General features: G+C 69.7%; 21 protein-coding genes. 7 read left to right on the top strand and 14 right to left on the bottom strand.

What is annotated here, in order from left to right:
- The first annotated feature begins 123 nt into the window (after positions 1–123).
- Positions 124–1,182: a rhamnogalacturonan acetylesterase gene (locus tag ACH4SI_RS04975; protein WP_398292687.1), complete on the top strand. Its 1,059-nt coding sequence runs from the start codon at positions 124–126 to the stop codon at positions 1,180–1,182.
- A complete protein-coding gene (locus ACH4SI_RS04970; RefSeq protein WP_398292685.1) occupies positions 1,179–3,104 on the top strand; it encodes a DUF2264 domain-containing protein in 1,926 nt (641 codons plus the stop codon). The genes ACH4SI_RS04975 and ACH4SI_RS04970 overlap by 4 nt, the downstream gene beginning before the upstream one ends.
- On the opposite strand, the gene ACH4SI_RS04965 is transcribed toward ACH4SI_RS04970, so the two are convergent.
- Together ACH4SI_RS04965 and ACH4SI_RS04960 are read right to left on the bottom strand one after the other, a co-directional pair.
- The gene (locus ACH4SI_RS04965) at positions 3,091–3,885 is read right to left on the bottom strand and encodes a maleylpyruvate isomerase family mycothiol-dependent enzyme (RefSeq protein ID WP_398292683.1); all 795 of its coding nucleotides are present in this window, start codon (positions 3,883–3,885) and stop codon (positions 3,091–3,093) included. The genes ACH4SI_RS04970 and ACH4SI_RS04965 overlap by 14 nt on opposite strands.
- Positions 3,886–3,933: 48 nt before the next feature.
- Positions 3,934–4,782 carry an IclR family transcriptional regulator gene (locus tag ACH4SI_RS04960; RefSeq protein WP_398292681.1) on the bottom strand — a complete coding sequence of 283 codons (849 nt, stop codon included), beginning with the start codon at positions 4,780–4,782 and terminating at the stop codon, positions 3,934–3,936.
- Positions 4,783–4,999: 217 nt separating this feature from the next.
- Between ACH4SI_RS04960 and ACH4SI_RS04955 the strand changes: the two genes are divergently transcribed.
- Genes ACH4SI_RS04955 through ACH4SI_RS04940 form a run of 4 tightly spaced genes read left to right on the top strand, consistent with a single transcriptional unit; the run spans position 5,000 to position 8,046 of the window.
- Positions 5,000–5,836: a transporter substrate-binding domain-containing protein gene (locus tag ACH4SI_RS04955; RefSeq protein ID WP_398292679.1), complete on the top strand. Its 837-nt coding sequence runs from the start codon at positions 5,000–5,002 to the stop codon at positions 5,834–5,836.
- Positions 5,837–5,885: 49 nt separating this feature from the next.
- Complete coding sequence (locus ACH4SI_RS04950; protein ID WP_398292677.1) at positions 5,886–6,626, top strand: amino acid ABC transporter permease; 741 nt, start codon at positions 5,886–5,888, stop codon at positions 6,624–6,626.
- Positions 6,626–7,276 (top strand): amino acid ABC transporter permease, encoded by a 651-nt coding sequence (locus ACH4SI_RS04945; protein ID WP_398292674.1) that lies wholly within the window; start codon positions 6,626–6,628, stop codon positions 7,274–7,276. The genes ACH4SI_RS04950 and ACH4SI_RS04945 overlap by 1 nt, the downstream gene beginning before the upstream one ends.
- Before the next feature lie 17 nt (positions 7,277–7,293).
- Positions 7,294–8,046 (top strand): amino acid ABC transporter ATP-binding protein, encoded by a 753-nt coding sequence (locus tag ACH4SI_RS04940; protein ID WP_398292672.1) that lies wholly within the window; start codon positions 7,294–7,296, stop codon positions 8,044–8,046.
- Positions 8,047–8,070: 24 nt separating this feature from the next.
- Here ACH4SI_RS04940 and ACH4SI_RS04935 read toward each other — a convergent pair whose 3' ends face one another.
- From ACH4SI_RS04935 to ACH4SI_RS04905, 7 genes are all read right to left on the bottom strand, one after another.
- Complete coding sequence (locus tag ACH4SI_RS04935; RefSeq protein ID WP_398292670.1) at positions 8,071–10,992, bottom strand: glycoside hydrolase family 2 TIM barrel-domain containing protein; 2,922 nt, start codon at positions 10,990–10,992, stop codon at positions 8,071–8,073.
- 12 nt (positions 10,993–11,004) lie between these two features.
- Complete coding sequence (locus tag ACH4SI_RS04930; RefSeq protein WP_398293889.1) at positions 11,005–11,820, bottom strand: carbohydrate ABC transporter permease; 816 nt, start codon at positions 11,818–11,820, stop codon at positions 11,005–11,007.
- Positions 11,821–11,861: 41 nt separating this feature from the next.
- Entirely contained in the window at positions 11,862–12,845 is a 984-nt protein-coding gene (locus ACH4SI_RS04925; protein ID WP_398292666.1) for a carbohydrate ABC transporter permease, read from the bottom strand.
- Between the two features lie 20 nt (positions 12,846–12,865).
- Positions 12,866–14,122, bottom strand: a complete 1,257-nt coding sequence (locus tag ACH4SI_RS04920; protein ID WP_398292664.1) for an ABC transporter substrate-binding protein — start codon at positions 14,120–14,122, stop codon at positions 12,866–12,868.
- Positions 14,123–14,297: 175 nt separating this feature from the next.
- Positions 14,298–15,545, bottom strand: coding sequence for an ROK family protein (locus tag ACH4SI_RS04915; protein ID WP_398292662.1), 1,248 nt, complete (start codon positions 15,543–15,545; stop codon positions 14,298–14,300).
- Between the two features lie 138 nt (positions 15,546–15,683).
- Positions 15,684–17,285 carry a penicillin-binding transpeptidase domain-containing protein gene (locus tag ACH4SI_RS04910; protein ID WP_398292660.1) on the bottom strand — a complete coding sequence of 534 codons (1,602 nt, stop codon included), beginning with the start codon at positions 17,283–17,285 and terminating at the stop codon, positions 15,684–15,686.
- 39 nt (positions 17,286–17,324) lie between these two features.
- The gene (locus tag ACH4SI_RS04905; RefSeq protein ID WP_398292658.1) at positions 17,325–17,480 is read right to left on the bottom strand and encodes a hypothetical protein; all 156 of its coding nucleotides are present in this window, start codon (positions 17,478–17,480) and stop codon (positions 17,325–17,327) included.
- A 283-nt stretch (positions 17,481–17,763) separates the two neighbouring features.
- Between ACH4SI_RS04905 and ACH4SI_RS04900 the strand changes: the two genes are divergently transcribed.
- Positions 17,764–18,654, top strand: a complete 891-nt coding sequence (locus ACH4SI_RS04900; RefSeq protein ID WP_398292656.1) for an aminoglycoside phosphotransferase family protein — start codon at positions 17,764–17,766, stop codon at positions 18,652–18,654.
- 5 nt (positions 18,655–18,659) lie between these two features.
- Here ACH4SI_RS04900 and ACH4SI_RS04895 read toward each other — a convergent pair whose 3' ends face one another.
- The 5 genes from ACH4SI_RS04895 to ACH4SI_RS04875 all read right to left on the bottom strand — a co-directional run bounded on the left by ACH4SI_RS04895 (position 18,660) and on the right by ACH4SI_RS04875 (position 26,164).
- Positions 18,660–19,376, bottom strand: coding sequence for a haloacid dehalogenase-like hydrolase (locus ACH4SI_RS04895; RefSeq protein WP_398292654.1), 717 nt, complete (start codon positions 19,374–19,376; stop codon positions 18,660–18,662).
- 122 nt (positions 19,377–19,498) lie between these two features.
- Positions 19,499–19,972, bottom strand: a complete 474-nt coding sequence (locus tag ACH4SI_RS04890) for an aldo/keto reductase (protein WP_398292652.1) — start codon at positions 19,970–19,972, stop codon at positions 19,499–19,501.
- Positions 19,951–20,202 carry an aldo/keto reductase gene (locus ACH4SI_RS04885; RefSeq protein WP_398292650.1) on the bottom strand — a complete coding sequence of 84 codons (252 nt, stop codon included), beginning with the start codon at positions 20,200–20,202 and terminating at the stop codon, positions 19,951–19,953. Before ACH4SI_RS04885 ends, ACH4SI_RS04890 begins: the two co-directional genes overlap by 22 nt.
- Positions 20,203–20,933: 731 nt before the next feature.
- Complete coding sequence (locus ACH4SI_RS04880) at positions 20,934–25,574, bottom strand: putative T7SS-secreted protein (protein ID WP_398292648.1); 4,641 nt, start codon at positions 25,572–25,574, stop codon at positions 20,934–20,936.
- Positions 25,574–26,164, bottom strand: a complete 591-nt coding sequence (locus ACH4SI_RS04875) for a hypothetical protein (RefSeq protein WP_398292646.1) — start codon at positions 26,162–26,164, stop codon at positions 25,574–25,576. The genes ACH4SI_RS04880 and ACH4SI_RS04875 overlap by 1 nt, the downstream gene beginning before the upstream one ends.
- Positions 26,165–26,212: the final 48 nt, after the last annotated feature.

Genomic DNA, 26,212 nt, shown 5'->3' with positions numbered 1-26,212 from the left:
TTGCAGGGGCGGTGCGTCGCACCGCCCCGCAAACCTTGGTGAGACCTCTAGCAAGCGCTTGCTGAGCGGCGTAGGGTCGGGCCGTCCGACCCACGCCGCACGTGCCGAGCTGAGGAGCCCGACATGAGACGCGCCGGTACCGCATTACTGGCCGCCACCGCCTGCCTCGCCCTGCTGCCCGGCGCCCCGGCCTGGGCCGGGACCTCCGGCCACCACCCCGGCCACGCCCTCCGCGACTGCACCGGCACCGCCCCCATCACCTGCCACTTCGCCGTCGCCCCGGGGACGTACGACGTCACGGCCGTCCTCGGCGGCGCCGACGCCGGGAGCACCGCCGTGACCGCCGAGTCGCGGCGCACGCTGCTGCCCGCGACCCCCACCGCCGCCGGGCAACGGCTGACCAGGACCTTCTCCGTCAATGTGCGCGAGCCCGAAGGAGAGCCGACCGGCCCGAGCGGATCCCCCGGGCTCGACCTCTTCTTCGGCGGCGACGCGCCCCGCCTCGCCGATCTGCGGGTCACCGCGAGCCGCCGGACGCAGCTCTTCCTCGCCGGGGACTCGACCGTCTGCGACCAGATCGCCGCCCCGTACACCGGCTGGGGGCAGCAGCTTCCGCAGTTCTTCCGCGGCGGCCGCGGCGGTCTCTCCGTCGCCAACTACGCCGACTCCGGCGAGGGTTCCGGCTCCTTCCTCGCCGACCCCCGGCTCTTCCCCACCATGCGGCCGCTGATCCGCAAGGGCGACACCGTCCTCATCCAGTTCGCGCACAACGACAAGCAGACGACCGCCGCCGACTACCGCGCCAACCTCACCGCGCTGCTCGACGGGGTGCGGACGCGCGGCGGCGAGCCCGTCCTCGTCACGCCCATCGTGCGCCGCTGGTTCAACGACGACGGCACCCTCGACAACGGCACCGCACTGCACATCAACGGCCTCGGCGTGAACCTGCCCGCCGAGATGCGCGCCCTCGCAGCCTCGCAGCGCGTCCCTCTCATCGACCTCACCGCCCTCACCCGGCAGCTGGTGGAACGGCTCGGACCGGAGGGCTCCAAGGCGCTGTACCTCACCGAAGAGGCCCGGGACAACACCCACACCTCCACCCACGGCGCCACCGAGTTCGCCCGACTCGTGCTCGGCGAGCTGCGCGCACTGGCCCTGGTCCCCGACGGGGTGATCCGGTGACGCGCCCCCAGGGGCCCCAGGGGCCCCACCCCTTCCCGCTGCCTGCCGAGGACCGCGCCACCAGCCCGTACACCGGCTGGACCCGGGCCCACTGGGAGGCCGCCGCCGACGGGCTGCTCGCCGCCGTCACCCCGTACGCCACCCCCGGCCGGGCCCTCTACCGGCTGCCGGGCCTCCGGCCGAGCTGGTCGGGGGCCCGCTCCGACGGACTCGAAGGGTTCGCCCGCACCTTCCTGCTGGCCGCGTTCCGCGTCGCGGGCGCGCGCGGCGCCGACCCGCACGGCCTGCTGGAGCGGTACGCGGACGGCTTCGCCACCGGCACCCGGCGGCCCGGCGGCGACGGCCCCGAGGACTGGCCCCGGATCGCCGACCGGAGCCAGCCCCTGGTCGAATCCGCCTCGATCGCGCTCGGGCTGCGGCTCACCCGCCCCTGGCTGTGGGACCGGCTGGACGACGGCGTACGGCAGCGCGTCGGCGCCTGGCTCACGGACGCGCTCACCGCCAGGCCCGTGCCCACCAACTGGGAGCTGTTCCCCGTGGCCGTCGGCGGCTTCCTCGCGGAGGCGGGCGTGGAGCCGGAGGCCGCGCGCGCCGCCGTGTCCCGTGGCCTGGACCGCATCGAGCCCTGGTACACCGGCGACGGCTGGTACAGCGACGGCGCGAACCGCGCCTTCGACTACTACAACGGCTGGGCCCTGCACCTCTATCCGGCCCTGGAGGCATGGCTGTCCGGCGACGCCGAGCGGCTCGCCCGCTACGGGCAGCGGCTGGCCGCCCATCTCGCCGACTACGCCCACCTCTTCGGCGGCGACGGCGCCCCGCTCCACCAGGGCCGCTCGCTCATCTACCGCTTCGCGGCCGCCGCCCCGCTGTGGCTGGGCGCCCTCACCGGGCACACCCCGCTCGCCCCCGGCGCCACCCGCCGCCTCGCCTCCGGCGCCCTGCGCTACTTCCTCGACCGGGGCGCCGCGTCCGGCAGCGGGCTGCTGTCGCCCGGCTGGCACGGCCGGTACGAGGGCCTGGCGCAGCCCTACTCCGGCCCCGCGTCCCCCTACTGGGCCGCCAAGGGATTCCTCGGGCTGCTGCTCCCGGAGGACCACGCCGTGTGGACGGCGCGCGAGGAGCCGGGGCCCACCACCGGTGGCACCGATGTCCTCCGCCCCGTGCCCGGACCGAACTGGCTGCTCCAGGCCACCGCCGCCGACGGCCTCGTACGCCTCCACAACCACGGCAGCGAACACCTTCCGCCGCCCGGCGACCCCGATCAGGACGACCCGTACTACGCCCGGCTCGCCTACTCCACGGCCACCGGCCCCGTCCCGTACGGTGCCGCGCCCGACAACCACTTCGGCCTGCTGAGCGGCGACCGCGTCTCCCTGCGCACCCGGCTGGAGCCCCTGGGCACGGGGGAGGGCTGGGCCGCCTCCCGCCATCGCGCCCGGGTGGTGGGGGAGGAGCGGCCGGGCGAGGTCCGGATCACCGGACTGGTGCTGGCGCACGGCGCCGCGGAGGTCCGCGTCCACCTGGTGGCGGGGGCGCCCCCGGGCCACGCCGTACGCCAGACCGGCTGGGCGGCCCCGGTCGACGGCCCGCGCTCCGAACTCCTCCCGCTGCACGGCCTGCTGACGGCCGACCCGCTGCCCGCCGCCGACACGGCCTTCACCGGCCGTGCCGTCGCCCCCGCCCTCACCGGCGAGACCACCGGCTGCGCCGCCGGTGACCTGTTCGTCTGCCTGGCCCGGCTGACGGCCGAACCGGACCCGCCCCCGCTGGAGACGCTGGCCCGCGTGGACGTGGCGCCCGCCGACGACGGCTACGAGGTCCGGGTCGCCTGGTGGGACGGCGCCGCCTACCGCGCCCACCTGTCGGAGGAGGCGATACGGGTCGACCCGTCGATCCCCGCGCCGCTCAGCCGAAGCTGACCCGCTCCAGCCAGAAGTCGAGCAGCTTGGCGTCGCCGAGCACCTCGACGCCCTCGCCGTGCGCGGGGCGCCGCTTGTAGACGAGCAGCAGCAGCTCCGTCAGCGGCCCCCGCACCGCGACGGCCGACTTCTCGTGCGCCCGGCGCCAGGTGATGACCTCCCCGGTGAGGTCGACCACCCACTCCGCATGCGCCTGCGGCGCGGTGTCGGTGGCGTGCAGGTGGAGCGTGCGGCCGGGGCCGAGCAGCTCGCGCATCCAGGGGTGGACCTCGAAGTGGAACGGCAGCGAGCCCAGCTCCATCCACTCGTCCATGGCGTCGAGCGCCACCTCCTGGTCGAGCGTGAACTCCGCACCGAGGGCCAGGATCGCGTCGGCCCGGTGCATCACCGTCTCATGGGTGAACCGGCGCGCGTAGAACACCGCCGTGTCCGCCCCGGGCACCGGCACCCACACAGGCGCGTCGGGCCCGGCCTCCCGTAGCGCATCCGCCAGCTCTGCCGCGCTCTCGGCCAGCCACGGCCCGACCACGGCCGGGTCCTCGTCGGCATACGGACCAAGGTCGCGGAAGTGCTCGTCGGGCAGCGCCTCGGTGGCCCGCGCCCGCACCATGTCCGCCGCCCAGCGCTGGCCGCCGCCGAGATGCCGGAGCAACTGGCCCACGTTCCAACCGGGGCAGGACGGCACCGGCACCGTCAGATCCGCGCCCTCGATCCCGGACGCCAGCAGCCCGGTCTGCGCGACGATCTCGGCACACATGCGGTCAAAGCTCAGCAGAGTCATGGCGTCACCCTAGAGGCCGCCACCGACAACGGGACGGTGCCGGGCGTCTTACGGCGCCGACGGGTGCGGCAGCGTCCCGCCGAGGCGTTCGGACAGGGCCCTGGTCGAGGCGAGGAGGCTCTCCCCGATCTCGGCGACGCGCTCCCGGGTGACGCGGGAGGCGGGCCCGGAGACGCTGATCGCGGTGGCGACCGCCCCGCTGTGGTCGAAGACCGGCGCCGCGACGCAGCGGATCTCCTCCTCGTTCTCCACGTCGTCGATCGCGTACCCCCGCTCCCGCACGGCGGTCAGTTCGGCCCGCAGCCGCTCCGCGGTGGTGATGGTGGCCGGGGTGCGGGGCGGCATGCCCCACGCGATCACCTGATCCACCACGGCGTGGGAGGCGTAAGCGAGAAACGCCTTGCCGACGGCGGTGCAGTACGCGGGCTGGCGGCTGCCTATGCGTGAATGCATGCGCACCGGTTGGGGACTTTCGACCTTGTCGATATAAACGATCTCCGGTGGATCGAAGACCACCAAGTGGACCGTTTCCCCTATGCCTTCGGCGAGTTCGTGCAGATGCGGGGCGGCTGTTTCACGGAAGTCGAGCCGTTCCAAATAGACTTGGCCGAGGAAAGCGTTCTGAGGGCCCAGCCGGTAGCGCCCGCTTTCGGCGTCCTGGTCCACCAGGCGCACCTCCCGCAGCGGTGCCAGCAGCCGCAGGACGGTGCTCTTGCTCAAGGACAGGCCCTCGGCCAGATCGGTGAGCGTCGCGCCGCGCGGATGCCCGCGGCCCTCGGCCAGGAACATCACGATGGACAGCGCCCGGCGCAGCGACGACGAGGTGTTGCGTCCAGGGCCGGACCCGGTGGGCCGGTCGTCCTGGCCGCCGTGGGCGGTGTCCGGCCGAGAAGTCATGCGGGGACGGTAGCCGACCTCCTCGTTTTTGCATAGCAGCATCGGATGCCGGAATTTGAAATCGGCCATTGACGGCCTTCACTGTCTCGGTTAGCTTGTGCGCACTCAATACGGAATTCGATTCTGCATTGCAGAATCCCCAGAGCCCGACGGTCATCGCCGATCGCGGCCTCGATGATCTGTCTCGCTCTTTTTCACCCCCGAAGGGAGTCCCGTCATGGGACGACGCCCCCATGCCCGCAGAATGGCCGCGATCTCCGTGAGCGCCCTCGCCGCCACCTCCCTGCTCGCCGCCTGCTCCTCGAGCCAGAGCCCGGCCTCCCAGTCGCAGAACTCCACCCTGCAGAAAGTGACCCGCAGCGGCACGCTGCGGGTGGCCAGCTGCCTGACGTTCCCGCCCTTCGGCTCGACGGACAAGGGCAACAAGCCCCAGGGCTTCGACGTCGACGTGGCCAAGGCCATGGCCAAGGCGCTGGGCGTCAAGGCGAAGATCGTCGACACGACCTCCGCCAACCGCATCCCCAATCTGCGCACGCACAAGGTGGACGCGGTGATCTGCAACTTCACCACCACCGCCGAGCGCGCGAAGCAGGTCGCCTTCAGCGATCCGTACATCGTCGCCGGTGAGGTGCTCATGGTGAAGAAGTCCAGCAACATCGCGAGCCTGAAGGACCTCTCCGGCAAGAAGGTGGCGGTCACCAAGGGCTCCACCAACGGCGCCGCCGTGAAGGAAGGCAACCCGAAGGCGCAGATCCAGGAGTACGACACCTCCGCGGCCGCCGTGCTCGCGGTCAAGCAGGGCCAGGCCGACGCCATGGTCGAGGACTCCAACTTCCTCAACTACCAGGCCAAGAACGACCCCTCCCTCAAGGTCACCAAGGTGTCCGTCGTACCGCTGGAGTACAACGCGATCGGGGTGGGCCAGGGCGACCCCGACTGGCTGCAGTGGATCAACACCTGGCTGCGGGAGTTCAACCACTCCGGCGAGAACGCGGCCCTCTACAAGAAGTGGTTCGGCGTCAAGCCCGTATACCCGCTCAACCCGTCCTACTGAGCCCTGCCGGGCGGCGGCCCTCCGGCCGCCGCCCCCGTGGAGGAACCCCATGTTCGCCGACTGGACCTACGCCCTCCAGGACTGGCCCACCTACCTCGGCGCGGCCTGGCTGACCCTGAAGCTGTCCCTCGCCGCCTTCGTCCTCGCCTGCGCCCTCGGGCTGCTGGGCGCCCTCGCGCGCCGGTCGCGCCACGCCCTCGTCCGCGCCCCCGCCGCCGTGTACGTCGAGGTCATCCGCAACACCCCGGTGCTGCTCCAGATGTTCGTCGCCTACTTCGCCCTGCCCTCGGCCGGGCTGCGCCTCAGCCCCGTACAGGCGGGCATCGCGGCGCTCGGCCTCAACGTCGGCGCGTACCTCACCGAGATCTTCCGGGCCGGCATCCAGGCCGTGCCGCGCGGCCAGCGCGAGGCATCCCGTGTGCTGGCCCTCAGCCCCTTCCGGACCTTTCTGCACGTCGTGCTCCCGCAGGCGCTGCGCAACGTGTACCCGGCCGTGATCAACCAGCTCGTGCAGATCATCCTGGGCTCGTCCCTGCTGTCGGCCATCTCCGTCCCCGAACTCACCGGCACCGCCATGGTGATCAACTCCCGCAGCCTGCTCACCATCCAGGTATTCGGCATCGCCGCCGTGCTCTACCTGGTGCTCACCAACCTGGTCGTGCTGGCGGCGGAGCTGATCGGCCGCGCGGCCTTCAAGCCGCCGCTGCGCCCGATCCGCACCCGTCAGTCGGTCCTGGCGGGCCTGCGGACCGCGGCCCGCCGCCTCGTCCTGATCCGCAAGGAGGCGTGATGGACTGGTCGGTCCTGTGGTCCAACGGGGACCTGTACGGCTCGGGCCTGTGGTCCACCGTCGAGCTCTCCGCCGCGGCCATCGTCGCCTGCACCCTGCTCGGCCTGGTCATCGCGGCCATCCGCACCAGCCGCATCCCCGTCCTGGCCCAGCTCGCCCGCTGCTACCTGGAGGTCTTCCGGGGCACCCCGCTGCTGGTCCAGATGCTCTTCATCTACTTCGGCGCCGCCTACCTGGGCATCGGAAACATCTCCGTCTTCGGCGCCGCCCTCCTCGCGCTCACCCTCTTCCAGGGCGCCTACGTCGCGGAGATCTTCCGCTCCGGCATCGAGGCCGTCCCGCGCGGCCAGTGGGAGGCGGCGCGGGTCCTGGGCCTGAGCCGCACCCAGACCTTCGGGACGGTCATCCTCCCGCAGACCCGGGCCATCGTGCTGCCCCCGCTGGTGGGCCAGTACCTCTCGCTCGTCAAGGACACCTCGATCGCCGTCGTCATCGGCTACGCCGAACTCCTCCGCGAGGGCCAGGCCATCGTGGATCGGGGCGGGCACCCGGGCGTGACGTACCTGGCCATCGCCGTCCTGTACTTCGTCATCTGTTCCCCGCTGTCGATCGTCGTCCGGCGGATGGAGAGAAAGGCCGTGACCGCCTGATGATCACCAAGTCCCCCATGGAACGGACCCCCGCCACCACCGCCCAGGTCTCCCTGGCCGGGGTCCACAAGCGCTTCGGCGAACTGGAGGTCCTCAAGGGAGTCGACATCGAGGTCGGCTCCGGCGAGGTCGTGGTGCTCATCGGGGCCAGCGGCTCCGGCAAGAGCACCCTGCTGCGGATCATGTGCGACCTGGAACGCGCCGACCGCGGCGAGGTCTGGGTCAACGGCGTCCCGCTGCACGACCGCAGGCGCGCACCCGAGATCTTCGGTCACGTCGGCATGGTCTTCCAGCAGTTCAACCTGTTCCCGCACCGCACCGCGCTGGGCAATGTGACCCTCGCGCTGCTCAAGGTACGCAAGACCGGCCGCAAGGAGGCCGACGAGCGGGGCCGGGAGGCGCTGGCCCGGGTCGGGCTCGCCGACAAGGCGGACGCCTACCCGGCCCAGCTGTCCGGCGGTCAGCAGCAGCGCGTGGCGATCGCCCGCGCGCTCGCCATGGACCCCGCCGTCATGTTCTTCGACGAACCCACCTCCGCCCTCGACCCGGAGCTGGTGGGCGAGGTCACCGGCGTCATGCGGTCCCTGGCCGACGAGGGCATGACCATGGTGGTCGTCACCCACGAGATGCGGTTCGCCCGGGACACCGCCGACCGGGTGGTCTTCATGGACGGCGGTGTCGTCCTCGAACAGGGCACGCCCGAGCGCGTCTTCGGCAGCCCGGCCGAGGCCCGGACCCAGCAGTTCCTGCATCGGGTGCTGGACACCTGACCCCGGCCCCCGGGATCGGGCGGCTCAGCCCAGCGGACTGAACGTGAACGAGAACTCCGCCGGGGCCGCGAGCAGCCGGTGCGGCTCCAGCACCCCCGGCCCGCAGGACTGGCTGCCGATGCCCTGCTGGCCGTGGTCGAGGTTGACCCACACCGTGTCGGGCGACGCGACCAGATCCGGGGTGTGCTCGGCCGCGTCCAGCTGCTCCGAGGTCCAGCGGCGGGCCGTGAACCAGAAGGGCGGCGCGCCCTCGATCCGCAGGCCCGTGCCGTCCGGGGCGGTCAGGCGCGCCCAGCGCACATCGGCCCGCGCCCCGTTCTCCTGCGGCCGCACGTACGGCGTCTGCAACTCGTCCACCGACAGCGCCCAGCGACCCAGCCGGGAGGCGGCCCGGGTGTCCGGGTACGCCTCGCCGGGACCGCCGCCGAACCACTCCGCGGCGCCCAGCTCCGCCGGCACCCCGAGCCGTACGCCCAGCCGGGGCAGCGGGCACGTCCACTCGCCGAGCGGGGTGACGGAGACGGCCAGCCGCAGCCGGTCCCCGTCCGCCGTCCAGCGGTAGACCGCCGTCAGCCCGATATCGGTCGCGGCCGGGGCGACCCGGGTACGGACGGTCAGCTCCCGGTCCGCGACATCGACCGTCTCGACCCGGTGCCGCAGCCGGTGCAGGCCCAACTGCCGCCAGATCAGCCCATAGCGCTCGTCGGGCTGCCAGGACGCGCCGTTGTCGTTGTCGGTGGGGGCGCGCCAGAGGTCGAGCCGGGGGCCGGCGAGCGTGAGCCCGCCGAGTGCGGTCAGGGTGCCGGTGGCGGCGTCGAAGACGGCAGGGCCGAGGGCGATCCGGTCCCCGTCGCGGCGCGGCGCCACCGTGGCCTCAAAGGCAGTGGCGGAGGAGGTGGGAGTGCCGGGCAGCTGGGCCCAGGCCACCGGATGCCCCGCCTCGCCCCATGCCGTGGCGGCGGCGAGCCGCGCCTCGATCGTCCAGCGGGTCTCGTCGCCCGGCGCGGTGGCCACGGGCGCGGGCAGCTTGAGGTCGGCGGACTCGCCGGGGGCCAGCGGCGGCACCGTCAGCTCGCCGGAGCCGACCGCCACGCCCCCGGCCTCGTAGGTCCAGGTGAAGGCGAGATGGGACAGGTCGGTGAAGTCATGGCCGTTGGTGATCCGGACCGTCCCCGAAGCCCCGTCGCCCTCGAACCGCACCGGCTCGACGACCTTCTTGTACTCGATCAGCCCCGGGGACGGGGTGCGGTCGGGGAAGAGGAGCCCGTCGCAGACGAAGTTGCCGTCGTGCAGCTCCTCGCCGAAGTCCCCGCCGTACGCGTAGTAGAGCGTGCCGTTCGGCGTGTGCTGGGCGAAACCGTGGTCGATCCACTCCCACACGAACCCGCCCTGCAGCCGCTCATGCGTCTCGAACAGCCGCTGGTACTCGCTGAGTCCGCCCGGTCCGTTGCCCATGGCGTGCGCGTACTCGCACTGGATGAACGGCAGGGCCCGGCGCCGCGCGTCCAGCGCGGGGTCGCCCCACGGCGCCTCCGTTCGCGTGCCGATCTGCGCGACCTCCTCGTGCGGCGCGTACATCCGGGAGTAGATCCCGGTGTCGGCGCAGGACAGGTCGCCCTCGTAGTGGATCACCCGGGACGGGTCGCGCTCCCGGATCCAGTCGGCCATCGCGGACAGCCCGCGCCCGGTGCCGCACTCGTTGCCGAGCGACCACATCACGATGGACGGGTGGTTCTTGTCGCGCTCGACCATCCGGGCGGCGCGGTCGACCAGCGCGGGCGTCCAGCGGTCGTCGTCGACCGGGTTGTTCCGCCAGTCGAGGTCGACGAAGCCGTGGGTCTCCAGGTCGCATTCGCCGATGACCCACAGACCCAGCTCGTCGCACAGGTCGAGGAAGGCGGGGTGCGGCGGATAGTGGCTGGTGCGCACGGCGTTGATGTTGTGCCGCTTCATCAGCTCCAGATCGCGGCGCATGGTCGCCAGGTCCAGCGCGCGCCCCGTCTCCGGGTGGAACTCATGCCGGTTGACACCCCGGAACAGCACCCTCCGGCCGTTGACCTTGAACACCCCGTCCTCGACCAGGACCGTACGGAAGCCGATCCGCAAGGACACGGCCTCGCCCCCGGTGGTCAGCGCGCCCTCGTACAGCCGCGGCGTCTCCGCCGTCCACGGCTCGACGGCGACGGTGGCGCTCTCCCCGGTGGCCAGGTCGAGCCCCAGCTCGGGCACGGTGACCCGGCCGCCGCCCGGCTCGGCGTCGACCCGCAGCGTGCCGGCGCCGCTGACGTGGTCGTACGAGGCGTGGACGAAGAAGTCGGCCACGGCGCCCGCGGGCCGGTGCAGCAGCGTCACCTCGCGGAAGATCCCCGGCAGCCACCACTGGTCCTGGTCCTCCAGATAGCTGCCGGAGGACCACTGGTGCACGCGCACCGCCAGGACGTTCCCCGACGGCTTCAGCAGGTTCCCGACCGCGAACTCGTGCGGCAGCCGGCTGCCCTTGAAGGTGCCCAGCTCCTCCCCGTTGAGCCAGACCCGGGCGCAGGACTCGACGCCCTCGAACCGCAGCACCGCGTCCCCGGTCGCGGGCCAGTCGCCGGGCAGGTCGAAGACGCGCAGATGGTCACCGGTCGGGTTCTCGGTGGGCACGCGCGGCGGGTCCACCGGGAACGGATAGTTCACATTGGTGTAGATCGGCGCACCGTGGCCGTGCAGCACCCAGTGCGCCGGCACCGGGATCTCGTCCCAGCCGGAGGCATCGTAGCCGGGGCGCGCGAAGGAGTCGTCCTCGGCGGCCGCGGTCGGCGACAGCCGGAACGCCCAGGTGCCGCCGAGGCTCAGCCGGGCGGCGTCGGAGCCGGGGGCCCAGGCGCGCGGCGGCAGGCATCCGGTGCCGGGGGAGACGTCCTCGTAGTAGGGAAGCGGCGGCGTGTGCTGCGTGGAGTGCATCGTTCTCCTCGGTCAGCCCTTGATACCGGTCTGTGCCACACCCTGCACGAGCCAGCGCTGCAGAAACACGAAGACGAGCACAAGTGGCAGGATCGATACGGCCGTGGCCATGAAGATCAGGTGGATGTTGATCGTCTGTGCGGTCATGTACGAGGACAGCGCGACCTGCACGGTCCACGAGTTCTGATCCTGGCCGATCACCAGGGGCCACAGGAAGGCGTTCCAGCCGCTGATGAAGGTGATGACCGAGATCGCCGCGAAGAAGTTGAGCGAGTTGGGCACGACGATGCGCCAGTACGCGCCCCAGTAGCCCAGCCCGTCGACCCGCGCCGCCTCCTCCAGCTCCTTGGGGAACCCCAGGAAGTACTGGCGGAAGAGGAACGCGGTGAAGCCGCTGAACAGGCCGGGGATGATCAGACCGCGCAGCGAGGAGACCCAGCCGAGGGACGAGACCAGGACATAGCTCGGTACGAAGGTCACGGCCGCCGGGACCATGAGGGTGAACAGCACGGTGTAGAGCACCTTGTTGGCGTGCTTGTACGGGATGCGGGCCAGCCCGTATCCGGCCAGCGAGCACACCAGCAGGGTCCCGAGCGTGTGCAGCACGGCCACCACGGTGGAGTTCCACAGCGCCCGGGCGAACGGCACGGAGGGATCGTCGAACAGCTCCTTGACGTTCCCCCACTGGAGATCGGTGGGGAAGAACGTCCAGTTCTCGCCCGTGATGTCCGGGTCCGTGGACAGGGCGTTGCGGATGATCAAGTAGAAGGGGACGAGGAAGAGCAGCGTCGCCACGCCGAGCGCGACGTAGAGCCCGGTGCTGCTCATGACGGAGCGCGGGGTGCGCTTCCTGGCCGGTGCGGTGATGGTCACTTCTCGTCGCCCCTTCCGAAGCCGAGGAGCTTGCCCTGGACCAGGGTGACCATGGCGATCAGCAGGGCGAGGATGAGGGCGCCCGCGCTGGCGTGCCCGTAGTCCTGGTTGGCGCCGAGCGCCTGGAGGTACAGCTCGACCAGCGGCGGCCGGCCCCAGGTGGCACGGCCCTCGTCCAGGATGTTGTAGAACTCGTCGAACGCCTGGTAGGCGGCGATGAGCAGCAGCAGGACGACCGCCACCGAGGTGGCGCGCAGCTGCGGGAGGGTGATGTGACGGAACGTCTGCCAGCCGGACTTGGCGCCGTCGACGGCGGCCGCCTCGTACAGCTCGCGCGGGATGTTCTGCAGCGCGGCCAGGAAAAGGATCATGTAGAAGCCGCACTGGAGCCACAGCCGGGCGGTGCAGATCACCAGCCAGTACCAGGGCGGATGGGGCGAGGCGAGCCAGGCGACGGAGTCGACGCCGAACCAGCTTAAGGCGGTGTTGACCATGCCGTAGTGCAGCCCGTTGAACATCGACATCTTCCAGACCAGCGAGGCCACGACGAAGCTGCACGCGGTTGGCAGGAAGAACACCGAGCGGAAGAACGCCTTCATGAAGCGGATGCGGTGCACCAGCAGCGCGAGGGCGAGGGAGAGCGCGTAGGTGACCGGGACGATGAGTGCCGCGAAGATCGTGAAGTTGACGAGGCTGTCCACGAAGTCGCCGTCGCCGAGCATGTCGGCGTAGTTGCCGAGCCCGACGAACTCGGTGGGAGCGACGGTGCCCTTCGCGTTGTAGAGGCTCAGCCAGAGGCTCCAGCCGATCGGTACGTAGACGAAGACGATCAGCCCGATGAGGAACGGGCCGGTGAACAGCCAGAAGTTGAGGGCGCGGCCGCGTGCGCCGCCAAGTCCGCGCAGCCGTCGCCCGGCCGGGGCCGCCTTGTGGGGCGCGCGGCCGGGGGCGGTGCTCTGGGTGGGTGTGGTGGTCGCCATGTCAGTTCCGGACCGTCGGCCTAGCCGAGCTTCTTCAGCTCGCGCTCGATCTTCTTATCGGCCTTGTCGAGTTCGGACGCGGGATTCTTGCTGTCGCGCACCGAGTTGACCACCGCGTCGAGCACGATGTTGAACATGCCCTCGGTCCAGTACGGGTCGTCGAAGATTCCGTGGCTGTTGAACAGCTCGATCGCCTCGGCCGCGACGCCGTCCTTGAGCTTGTCCGCCCCGGCGGCGATGCTCTTGCGCGCGGGAATGTGGAATCCGTAGTCCAGCGCCCATTCCTGCTGGTACTTCTTCTGCTCGATCCACAGCCACTTGACGAATTCCTTGGCCCCGTCGACGTCCTTGGCCTTGGCGGACACATAGGTGGACCAGCCGCCGTTGTAGACCACCGGGCGCCCCTTCTTCCCCGACTTGGGGAAGGGGAAGATTCCGAAGTCGTCTCCGAACGCCTTCTGGATCGCCGGTATCGCCCATATGCCGCACCACTGGATCGCGCACAGCCCCTGCACGAAGCTGGTCGGGTCCCAGGTCTCGGTCGGGGCGCCCAGCAGCAGCGACTTGCTCTTGTACAGCTCCCGCGCCTTGGTGAGCGTCTCTTCCAGCTCGTCCGTGTGGTAGGCGATCTTGTGGTCCTCGGTGAGGTAATGGGTGCCGTTGGACCAGACGAGCGGCTTGCTGATGGTCTTCAGGTTCTGGCCGATGTAGAGCCCCTTGACCTTCCCCTTCGTCAGCTTGTGCGCGATGTCGATCAGTTCGTCGAACGTGGTCGGCGGCTTGACCCCGGCATCCTCGAAGAGGGACTTGCGGTAGAAGAAGAACTGCGGGTCGTCGATCATGCGGATTCCGTAGATCTTTCCGTCCACGGAATTCGCGGTGATGTCCTCCGGCAGGAAGTCGTCCTTGACGTCGGCGATGATGTCGTCGAGCGGGACGATCTGCTTCGAGCGCACTAATTGCAGATCGGGGTGGTACTCGAAGACATCCGGGCGGCCCGAGCCGAGCAGGGAGGTCGCCAGCTTGGATTCGTACTCGCCCGGCACCCATTCGATGGTGACCTTCGCCTTGTCGTACGCGTCGGCGAACTTCTTGGCGGCCTGCTGCGTGCCCTGCTCTCCGTAGGCGTGGTACATCTGCTTGATCGACTTGCCGCCGCCGCTGGAACGCCCGGTGTTCGAACCGCAGGCGGCGAGCCCGCCCAGGGCGGCCACCCCGCCGACGGCGCGCAGCACGCTGCGGCGGTCCCAGTCCCTGGCTCTGTTCATTGCCGACATATGACGTCCTTGTCTCGGTTCACGTTCTCGGGTGCACGGCCAAGTGCCTTGGTGCAGCGGGACGTTAGCCATAGACGAAGTCTTCGGCAAGGGGTTGGACGAAGTGGGCGGCGCGACTTCCGGGACGGTTCGAGGCTTCGAACGGACGGGGGAGTGGGAACGCTCCCATAGCCCGTTACGGGGAGGTGCCGCGGCTCCTCGCGGTCGTCGCGCGGCGGTGCTTCAGCCCCACGGACGTCAGCGCCCCCTCCAGGACGAAGGTCGCCGCCCCGAGGCTCACGGGGTTCGACGGGATCGGGCACAGTACGATCTCGGTGCTCGCCAGCGGACGGCCCAGCGCGCGCCCGGCCACCGCCTCGCGCACCTCGGCCAGCAGCCCTTCGCCCAGCCCGGCCGCGACCCAGCTGCTCAGCACGATCACCTCCGGGTTGAGCAGATTGATCAGGTCCGCCAGGCCCGCGCCGAGATAGCGGGCGGTGTCGCGGACCACCCGCACGGCCACCGGGTCCCCGGCCGCCAGCCCCCGCCCCAGCGCCTCGATGGTCGCCGTCTGGTCGTCCGGGTGCAGCAGCGGGCTGTCCGGGCTCAGTTCGCGCAGATTCCGCATGATGCCGGGCGCGCCGACGTACGTCTCCACGCATCCCCGGTTGCCGCAGTGGCACTGCCGCCCGTCCAGGATGAGCGTGGTGTGCCCCCACTCCCCGGCGCTGTTGCTGACCCCGCGGTGCAGCGTCCCGCCGAGCGCGAGCCCGGCGCCCACGCCCGTACCGAGGTTCACCACCACCGCGTCACCCCGCCCGCGCGCGGCGCCGAACCACTGCTCGGCCACGGTGCACGCGCGCAGCGGGTTGTCGAGGTACAGCGGGTACGGGATGTGATCGGCCAGCATCCGCAGCAGCGGTACGTCGTGCCAGTCCCAGTTGGGCGCGAAGACCGACACCCCGCCCTCCCGGTCCACCTGCCCCGGCATGCTGACCCCGACGCCCAGCACCCGGTCCGGCGCGATCTCCGCCTGCCCGACCACGGACGCCACGGCGGCGGCGATGTGCGCCACCACCTTGGTCGGGTCGTTCTCCTCGGGGCGCTCCGGGCGCAACTCCTGGTCGGCGCGGGCGAGCACGGTCAGGGCGAGGTCGAACAGCTCGACATGGACGTACGTCTCCGCCACGTCCACCCCGATCAGCGCGCCCCCGGAGGAGTTGACGGCGACCAGTCCGCGCGGCCGGCCGCCGTCGGAGTCCTCGAAACCGACCTCGACGAGCATGCCCAGCTCCAGCAGCTCGCCGACAAGGTTGGCGACCGTGGCGAGGCTCAACCCGGTCGCCGCGGCCACCTCCTGCCGGGACACCGGGGATTCGGCGACGATGTGGCGCAGTACCCCGTAGCGGTTGGCGGTGCGTATGTCGCGGGACGTGCGCTTCACGCCGATCCCCTCCGTGGCTCTCTCGGCTGATGCCGCGCCAGGCTAGAGCGTGCGCCTGACCATGGACAACCCCTTAGCACAACCCTTGTACGAAGCGTCGGAGGCGAGAGGAGACTTGGTGAGCACGCGTGGCGCCTCTCAGCGGGGTCCGAGCACCTGCCGTACGACGGGCCCGGCGGCGTCGCCCCCGTGTCCACCCTCCGTGACCACGGCCGCCGCCGCCACGTCGTCCCGGTAGGCCGTGAACCAGGCGTTGGTCTTCGCCTGGCCGTCGATCTCGGCCGAGCCGGTCTTGGCGCCGATGTCACCGCTGAGGCCCGCCATCGCCCTCGCCGCCGTGCCGCTCGTCGCCGTCAGCCGCATCATGCCCTGGAGCTGCCGCATGGCCGCCGGGCTCAGAGCGCGCTCGGTGGCCGCGATGCTCCGGTCGTCCACCGACGGCGGCACCAGCACAGGCTGCTTGAAGGCGCCCGTCCGCACGGTGGCCGCCACCGAGGCCATCGTGAGCGGATTCATCTGCACCGTGCCCTGCCCGATGACCGCGGCGGCCTTGCTGTCCCCGCCTTCCGTGGGCACCGATCCGTCGAACGTCGTGACGCCCACCTGCCAGTCCAGCCCGATGCCGAACACCGCCCGTGCCTCCTCCGCCACCCCGCCGTCGGGTATGGAGCCCGCGAGCGAGACGAACGCGGTGTTGCAGGAGGCCGCGAAGTCCTGCGCGAAGGTGGCGCCCGGGTTCTCGCTGTCCTCGACGTTGTGGAACGTCATGCCCTGCGCGTACGCGGCCGTCTTCGGGCACGGCACCGGCTGGGCGGGCGTCACCTTGCCCGACTCCAGCAACGTGGCGGCGCTGATGATCTTGAACGTGGACCCGGGCGCCGTCTGCCCCTGTAACGCGGCGTTGAACTCGGCCCTGTCCGCGTTGGCCACCGCGAGGATCTCCCCGGTGCTGGGCTTCAGCGCCACCACCGACGCCCCGTTCAGCCCGGTCACGGCTGACTCCGCGCGCCGCTGCACCTTCTGATCCAGCGTCGTACGCAGGCTCCCGGGCTTGCCCTTCTGTACCACATGCAGCGTCGCCCCGGCCGTCCCGTCGGCCTTGACCGCCGCCACCGCGACCCGGGCCGCGCCACCGGCCTTGGCGCCGTACCTCGCCCGCAGCGTGTTCAGAACCGGATCGAGGGATGGATAGCTGCCCTGCTTCACCACCTTGCCGCTCCGGTCCAGCACCCGGACCGGCTGCTCGTCCGCCATGCCCGTCTGCAACGTTTCACCGGCCGTGAGCTTCGGATGGAGGACCGCCGGCTTCCAGTCCACCAACGGCTTCCCCGTCGTCCGGCCCCGCACGACGGTCAGCTTCGAGTCGTACGTCCAGGTCGAACGGGTCTTCCCGAAGACGATCTCCGCCTTGACCCGGAACGGCACCGTGCTGCTGCGGGCCTCGCCCGCCGTGAGCGTCACCTTCTCCACCCGGCCGTCCTCGCGGTACCCGCTCAACGCGGCGCCCGCGCTCTGGGCATCGTTGGTGAACGCGGCGGCCCGCAGGTCGTTCTGGTCCGCCCAAGCGGTCAGGAACTCCCGCGCCGTGTCCTTCACTTCGGCCGGCGTCACCGCGCCGTCCGGAACCGACGGCCCACTGCCGCCGGTCACCCCCACGTAGAGGTTGTATCCCCCGATCCCCGCAACCCCGATGAATCCCGCTAACGCCGTACCGAGTACGACTCTCCCCGCTGTACGCATGGCGTCGCCCGCCCCCAGGTGTGGTCGGCGCCCCGCTTCTCAGGCCGCCTGCTCCATCTCACCGCGCAGCGCCCGCGTGTACACCCTGAGCAGCCGCCCGTACTCCGCCCGCTCGGCAGGCCGCAAAGCCCGCCCGGCCCGGGCCCGCAGAAACACGCGGATCGCCTCGTTGGCCTGGTCGGTGGAGGTGGTCACTAAGGCAGGGCTCTGGGGAGTAGGAGTCGGACGCATGACAAACAGAGTAGGGGCAGCCACCGACAATCGCTGTGGCCCAAACCTCTCAACTGGGGTGTTACCCGCGGTATGTGAGGAACGACGCATCGGGCGCAGGGGTGTTCCCTCCCGCGCCTCCTTGGCATATGCCCGGCTCTCGTCGTGCGCGGCACTCGGAAAAACCGCAGGTCAGAGCCGATCGGCTCGGGCCGGTGCTCCGGAAATCAGTTGCCCCCGTCGCCGTCCGGCGGTGGGATGGTGCCCCATGAGCCCAGGGCGACCGCACCTCGACGACTCCCTTGTACGGCGGTTGATCGCCGGTCAGTTCCCGCAGTGGGCGGGGCTGCCGGTGCAGCGATTCCCGTCCGGCGGCACCGTCAACGCCGTGTACCGGCTGGGCGACGCCATGGCCGTACGGCTGCCGCTGGTGCAGGACGAAGCCCCGGACGTTTCGACGGAGCGGACGTGGCTGCCCCGCCTCGCGCCCCGGCTGCCCGTGGCCATCCCCGAGGTGCTCGGCACCGGGGAACCCGCCGAATGGTTTCCGTGGCCGTGGTCGGTGCACCGGTGGCTGGCGGGGGAGAACCCCGAGGAGGGCGCGCTGAGCGAACCCCTCCTGCTGGCCAAGGACCTGGCCGAGTTCGTTGCGGCCATGCGGAGCATCCCGCTGTCGGACGACGTTCCTGAGGCTTATCGCGGCGGGCCCCTCGCCACGCTCGACGCGGAGACCCGGGCGGCGATCGAGCAACTGCGCGCCATCCCGGAGGAGGGCGTCGACTGCGACGCCGCACTCGCCATCTGGGACGACGCCCTCCGAACCCCGCCCTGGGACGGCCCGCCGGTATGGCTGCACGCCGATCTGATGCCGGGCAATCTGCTGGTGGATGCCACCGGCAGGCTGACCTCGGTCATCGACTTCGATTGCATGGGGGTGGGCGACCCGGCCTGCGACCTCTTCCCGGCGTGGAACCTGCTGCCGACCGATGCGCGGGCGGTCTTCCGCGAGGCGCTCGGCGTGGACGACGCAACCTGGACCCGCGGCCGCGCCCGGACCCTCTCCCAGGCGCTGATCGCGCTGCCGTACCACCGGACGAGGACCCCGGCGATGGCGCGCAACGCCCGCCACGTGATCCGGGCGGTGCTGGGGGAGGTCTGAGGCCGCTACGCCCAGCCGAGGGCTTCCCCGCAGCGCCCGTTGAAGTCGTTGAGACTGGCCAGCACGATGTCCGCTCCGGCTTCCTGTAGTTCCTCGGCGGAGCTGCGACCGCTGGCGACGCCCACGGCCAGGGCATCGGCATCGAGGGCACCACGCACATCGTGCGGCGTGTCCCCGATGACGACGGTCAGCTTGCCCTCGAAGCCGTGTCCGTACTTCTCCGACGCCCGCTTGCGCGCCCGCCGCACGAGCTCGGCTCGATCGCTGCCGTCGTCGCCATAGCCACCCACCTCGAAGTCGAGCCCCTCGCCCAGGCCGAGCGTGGCCAGCTTGGCGACGGCGACCGGGAGCAGATTGCCGGTGACCGCCGACTGGACGACGTGCCGACCGGCACACGAAGCGATGGCCTCCCGTGCCCCGGGCAACACGACCCCGACCTCCCGCATGTGCCCCTTCAACTCTTCGGCGGCTGCGGCCAGGGCGGCGTAGAAGTCGTCGAACAGCGCGTCCGGCTCATCGATGCCGTTGAGGCGGAGCGTCTCCACCATGATGGCCTGCTCCGTGCGCCCCGCCATGCCCGCCAGATCTCCGAGGGCTTGCCCCGTCACCTTCGCGAAGGCACGCTCGTAGAGGCTGCGGCTCACTCCACCCTTGATGCTGACCAACGTTTGGTCCACATCCCAGAGGATGAGAGCGGGCTCGGGGGCGCCGTCGGTAGGCATGGTGGCAGCATAGACGTGAGCCCGGGGCGTGCGGCGGGACCACCGCCTGCCGGTGCGGTCGGCCGCCGCCGCCCGCAGGAAGTCCAGAGGAAGCAGCCGGGCGGGTCCTGGTTCGGTGATCGTCAGTCGGGCACCGGTGCCCGCTCGTCCAGGAGACCTTCGCTTCGCAGGTCGTCCCAGACCTGTGACGGGATCTCCACGCCGAACGCCGCCACATTGCGGCGTACTTCGTCCGCAGTGCGCATGCCGACCACGATCCCCGAAACGGCCGGATGACGGAGCGGAAAGGCCATCGCCAACTCCGGGAGCGTCACACTGTGTGCCTCGCAGACATCAGCCATACGATGCGCGCGCCACCATTCGCGGCTCGGTGGGCGCGTAGTCGAAGGTGGCACCCTCGGCGGGCCGGGCCGGGCCGTGGCGAGCAGGCCAGAGTTGAAGATCGACGCCGCGAGAACAGAGACGGCCCGGTCCATACACGCGGGCAGCAGTTCGTCGAGGGCGCTCTGGTCCAGAAGCGTGTAACGGCCGGAGAGCATCACTGCATCGACATCCGACTCGTGGACCAGCCGGGTCAGCTTGCCGGGGTTGTACATCCCCCCGCGCCAATCGCCCCCACCACCCCCTGGGCACGCAGTTCCGCGAGAGCCGGATAGCCCTCGCGTAACGCATCATCGAAACGCTCCTCAGCATCGTGCAGGAACAGCAGGTCGATATGGTCGACGCCCATCCGCTCAAGCGAGTCCTCCACGCTGCGCAGCACACCGTCCCGCGTAAAGTCCCACACCCGGCGGTGCGTGGCGGGCACCGCTAAGCTCTCGTCCATCCGGCCCGCTGCGTCCTGCGGGACCAGCAGTCTGCCGACTTCGTCGACAGCGTCACCTCTTCCCGAGGCCGGCCTGAGGGAGGAAGGTAGTCGCCGCAGCCATCCCGGAAGTCTTGATCGCGGGCCATCAAGATCAGATAGTTCAGTGGGGGAGTCAGGCAGTTCCTGGATCTTGATGTACTTCCCTGCCTCGTCCCCGGCATGGATGTACCCAACCTTATCGACGCCTCAGGCCCAAGTATTTAAGGGTTGTGGGTTTTACGGTTATTTTTATTCGTCTCCTCAGGGAATGTTGGCGACAGTTACTTGCCCGTCCTGGAGAAATTCGAAGAGGAGTTGTCGATCGGAAGAGAATATCCAAAAATCTGGACCCACCTCTAGGATTTCATGCGAGTGGTCGGCCGCAGTTTTTGCGGAAAGGGTTACTGACGGCATTAGTAGCGTACCCCAGAAGATCGTTACTTCCGATTCGGGTCGCAGTAGACTCGCAAGTAGCTCGCTTACTTTCCGTGCACCGTCCTCTTCGTCCGTAAAGAATGAGCGATCGATGTAATGAGCATCCTCCCATTCGATTGTCCCTGCAGATTTATGGGGGAACCGATTCAAGCTGATCGATTCGAATTCCCGGGTTTCATGGAGATCTAGAATCTTAATTGAACCTCCATCTCCTGTGTTGTGCCTCATGAATTTTGGAAGAAGGTCTCGGCGAGTTCCGTACGAGCTTCCCTTTGTCATGTGTTCCTCTCAAGTATCTTGATGAAGTCAGCTTCTGAGCCATTCCATGGCACAGCCCACTTCTGGCCAGATACACCCTTGCCGATCATGATATTGATGTGTGGACCCTTTTCTGGGTCGAAGTCCATTCTGAACTGTTTGAATACTCCATCAGCTCTTGTTGTGAACCCAACGACCTTGCCGTAGGTCGATGTTGCTTTCTCGAGTCGGCCTACAAGCGGCACTCGGGTACCGGAATCTACATTCCCAAGCAGATCAAGAGCCTTATTGCGTGCCTGTTCGAAGTGATCGAATGGCTCGAGAACAGTTTCCTTCGGAGGGCAGGGGCCGAGGCCGAGTGGGTCACCCCAGGTGTGGGGGTTGTGGACGTAGGTGGCGGGGTTGGGGGCGGGGGTTAGGCCTAGGGGGTCGGGGGAGAGGTAGCGGGCGGAATCCGGGTCGTAGTAGCGGTGGAAATTGTAGTGGAGGCCGGTTTCCGGATCGAAGTATTGGCCCGGGAAGCGGAGGGGCGTGTAGGCCGTGCTGTTGGCGGCCCAGGTCGTGGTGCCCCAGAGGGTGGAGCGGGTGTGCCAGGCGATGGTGCCCGATTCATCGACCAGTTCGGTGGGCGTGCCGACGAGGTCGGTGATGATGGCGAAGAATCGGGCGTCGATTTCGCGCTGGGTGGTGGCCTCGGTGATGCGTTCGGTCTGGGCTATGGGGCGGAGGCCGTCGTGGTCCCAGGTGAGGGTGACGGGGTGGGGGAGATCTGGGGTGGTGGTTGTTTGCTCGACTAGGGTCGGGCCGTCCCAGGTGAAGTCGGTCTGCTCCAGGACGGTTTCGCCGTCGGCGGCGAGGCGTTGTTTTGTGGTGCGGCGGCCGAAGGGGTCGTAGAGGTAGCGCCAGGGGGTGCCGTCGGGGGTGGTGACGGTGGTGAGGCGGTCTTCGGGGTCCCAGGCGTAGTGCCAGGTGTCCGGCTTCTTCGAGAGGCGGGTCTTCTGGCGGAGGGTGAGGCGGCCCGCGTCGTCGTGTTCGTAGCGGATGGCGCCGGCGCGGGTGATTCGGGTGCCGGTGTAGGTGCGGGGGCCGGTGGCTTCCTGGGGTGCACCGTTGGTGGGCCAGGCCGCTTGGGTTTGATTGCCCGCCTCGTCGTAGGCGTAGGTCTCGATCCAGTCGTTGGCGCAAACAGTTGTTACGCGGCCTGCGGCATCCAGGTCGAAGGAGCGTCGACCGGACAGGTCATCGTTTACGGCGGTGACGTTGCCGTCTGCGCGGTAGGTGTAGGCGCGGTGTTGGATGGGGGACTCGTTGGAGGTGCCTGTGAGGGATTGTTCGGTCAGGCGGCCTAGCGGGTCCCAGGCGTTGGTCAGTGTCAGAGAGTCGCCTACGCGGCGTGACGTCTCGCGGCCCACCTCGTCGTGTTCGGAGGCCAGGGTGTGGCCGCCCGCCGTCAGCGCGGTGCGGTTGCCTGCTGCGTCGTACGCGTACGTCGTCGTCGCGCCGGTCGGGGTGACGCGGCGGGTGCGACGGCCGAGGGGGTCGTACGAGTGGGCCAGTACGCGGCCGTTGATCATTTCTGACTTGATCCGGCCCAGGCGGTCGTGCTGGTAGACCACTTCGGTATTGGGGCCGGCAGCCGACGTCAGGCGGCCTGCTGGGTCGTAGGTGAAGGTGGTCACCTGGTCTTCGGCACTCTTGCGGGTTATCTGGCCTAGCGTGTCGTGCTCGTACGTGACGCTCTGGCCCAGGGGGTTCGTGCGACGGATCAACTGGGCGGCCGCGTCGTGTTCGTACGTGACGGTGCGGTCGTCGAAGTCCGTCTCGGAGGTGAGGCGGCCAGCGGGGTCATAGGCGTAGTGCCACGTCAGGCCCTGCGGGTTGGTGACCTGTGTGAGACGTAGGGACGCGTCATGCTCGAACTCGTACCGGACGCCGTCCGGGCCGGTGCGGGCCGCCAGCAGGTCGAAGTGGGTGTACTCGAAGGTCGTCGTACCGCCGATGGCGTCGGTGTGGGTGGTGCAGTTGCCTTCGCCGTCGTACGTCCAGGTTTCCGTGGAGCCGTCGGGGTTGGTGCGGCGGGTGAGCTTGCCTTCCACCGTCCAGCTGAGGTGGGTCGTGGAACCGACGGCGTCGGTGATCTTCACCGGGCGGCCGAAGGGGTCGCGCTCGTAGAGGGTCACCGCTCCTAGCGGGTCAGTGATTTCTGCTGGCAGGCCCGCCTTGTCGCAGCGGACCAGAGTGGTCTCGTCCAGGGCGTTGGTGACGGTCGACAGGTGGCCGTACGCGTCGTACGCGTAGCGGGTCGTGTGGCCCGCCGCGTCGGTGGTCGAGGTGCGGCGGCCCGCCTCGTCGTACGTCTGGGTCCAGGTGGCACCGTCCGGGCCGGTGATGGACGTCGGCAGGCCGAGGTCGTTGTACGAGGCTGCCGACTCGCTGCCGTCGGGGGCGGTGATCCGGGTGAGGTGGCCCGCCTCGTCGTAGGCGAAGGCCGTGGTGCGGCCAAGAGGGTCGGTGCGGGACAGGACGCGGTCGTGGCGGTCGTACGTGGTGCGGGTGGTGTGGCCCAGGGCGTTGGTCTGGGCGACCACCTTTCCCGCTTCGTTGACGAGATACCGCGTGGTGTGGCCCTCGGGCGTGGTGACCTTCGTGACGCGGTGGCCGGTGGCCTGATCCACCTCGTCGTACGAGATGTGGATGGACACGTGGCCCGCCTCGCCGCCCTCGGCGATGCAGCGGTCCTGGTTGTCGTAGGCGTAGTCGTACCGGCGGTCGTTGGTGTCGATCCACGCTATGACGCGGCGTTCTTCGTCGTATTCGAAGCGCAGGGGCAGGCCGGAGGAGCCCGTCACGCCCGTGAGGTTGCCGTCCGTGTAGGCGTAGCGGATCAGCTCCTGATCGCCGCCGTCCTCGGCCGCGCCCGCCAGGTGGAGGGCGGTGATCCGGCCCTCGGCTGTGCTGAGCTTCAGCTCGTATCCGGCGCTGTGCGCGATGGCCGTCGGGGTGCCCTCGGCGTCGTACTCGAAGGTGATCCAATGGCCGGAGCGGTCGGATATCTGCTCCAGCGGTGCGATCCCGTCGCCCCCGGGGTTCACGTCCCGTGGGCCGTTGAAGTGGCGGACGCGGCCGGTGGCGGGGTCGGTGAGGGTGTAGTCGCCGTGGGGGTCGCGTTCGAGGGGCCAGCGGGGGCCCGCCTCGGGGAAGGTCGGGACATCGGGTGCGGGGTGCGAATACTCCAGCAGCAGACCGTCCTCGCTGACGAAGACGATACCCCCGGCATCGATCTCCAGCCGCTGGTCCGCCGTGCTCGACCAGGACGGCCCGAACCAGCGACCGACCCGGTAGCCGGATTCCACCTGGCGGCGGAACACCAGCGGCAGCGCACCCGGCAGGGCGACGTCCGTCTGCGGGAGGTACATCTTCCCCGTCGCCAGGTCGACCGGGTCGGTTCCGTCGCTGCATTTATCCTTGTGCTCGGTGGTGTTATGGCCGCGTTTGCGGCCCTTTATCGCTTCGCGGGCCTTGTTCAGGAGACCACCGGACTTACCCAGCCTGGCGCCCTTGCGAACGGCACCGAGCCCCTTCGTGCCGAACAACTCGGGGAGGGCCCGGCCAAAACCTTCCGAGGGGTCCTTGGAGAACTCGCTGAACATGGTCTTGAGGGTCGCGCCCGGGTTGCTGGCCGCCGTGTGGAGCTGGGCCGCCGTGCTGTTCAGACCCGTGAGGTACTCGGCGGGGTGGGTCACGTTGTACGGGTCCATCGGATTCAGGCTGCGCGCGAACGAGTTCAGCCCCGCGACGCCCTTGATGACTCCGCCGGTCAAGTGCATCGCGTCCGCGTCCAGCCCTTCCAGGCCGTCCCTGAACTGCTTGCCGTACGACGGCTTGGGTGGGGCCGCGTCCTTGGCCTGCTGGACCGCCTTGCGTGCCGCGATGACCGCCTCGTCCCGCTGGCGCCGCGCCTCGTCCAGCTTCTCCTGCGCCGCCTCCGCCTTGGCCGCGCCCGGGTCGTGGAATTCGCCCGGCTTGGTGGGCTTCGTGCCCGGGTCCTTGCCGTCGTCCACCTTCGCGTTGTACGCCTTGGCGGCGGCGTTGTACGCGTCCACCTTGTCGTTGTGTGCGGAACGGGCGTTCTCCGAGGCGGTCTTGGCCGCCTTGTACGCGTCGATCGCCTCCTGCGCCTGGCCCTGCGCCCACTCCACCGTCCCGGCGAAGTCCTCCAGCGCCCCGGCGGCCTTCTTGCACGCGTCCGCGGCCTTGAACCACCCCTTCGGCTTGACCGACACCTCGTCCCGGAAGGCGTCGGCGGCCTCGCCCTTCCAGTGGGAGGAGTCCAGCGCCTTCAGACCGTCGCCGACTCTCTCGAACGCCGACTGGAAGTCCTTCAGATGCTTCACCGTGGAGCGGATCCTCTGCACGCTGCCGTAGATCAGCTTCTTGGGGTCCTCGGTCTCCCCGAGCCGCATCTCGGCGACGTTCGCGCCCAGGTAGTTCGCGGCGGAACGGGACGTGTCACGGACCGCGTCCGCCCCGCTCTCCCAGCCGACCTTGTCCAGACCGTCCGCGGTCTTGTTACCGGCCCATTCGATGCCGTCGCCGAGGGCCTCGGTGCCCTTCTCGAGGGCGTTGTCGACGGAGTCGGGTATCAGGTCGAAACCCATCAGCGCGCTCCCCTCTTGGCGCTTTCCGCGGCAGCCTGGTCGACGAAGTGCTGAAGGCCGGATGCCTTGTGGGACGTCTCCTCACCGGCGGCGTCCCATGCCTTCTCGGAGTCGGCCGCGCTCTTGTCGAAGGACTCCTCGCTGTAGTCCGGCGTCCAGGTGTCGACCGAGATCAGCTCCCCCATGTCCTTCTTCACGACCGTCTTCTCATCCAGGTGCGGATTGCCCAGCATCGAGTTCGCGGCCACCTTGAACGTCCCCTGGATGTACTGCTCCTGCTCCCACTGCGAGCCGGCCGCCAGCCCCACCTTCTCCGCGAGCTTGCCGGCGTCCTCGATCAGGCCGCGCACACCCCAGTCCCACAGTTCGCAGAAGTCCTCGAAGTCCTTGGCCAGGCCGTTGTGTCCGGCCTCCATGGACGTCATGGACAGTTCCTCGAACCCCGCCCCCAGCTCGGCGTCCGACGCCGAGGCGATCTCCTTCAGTTCGCCGATCGCCGACCGCAGGCCCTTGACGATCTCGGCCTGCGAATCCTTGTCGAGGGCCAGGTCTACGTTGCCGCCCTTGGCGCCGCCGCCGTCGCCGCTCACCGCTCGCCCTCCCCGTTCGACACGGCCTCCATCCAACCAGCACCGTAC

It is taken from the genome of Streptomyces sp. NPDC021212 (genome assembly GCF_044332925.1).
Taxonomy (GTDB): Bacteria; Actinomycetota; Actinomycetes; order Streptomycetales; family Streptomycetaceae; genus Streptomyces.
Note: the sequence above shows the minus strand (reverse complement) of the source record. Positions and strands in the feature narration are given on the sequence as shown.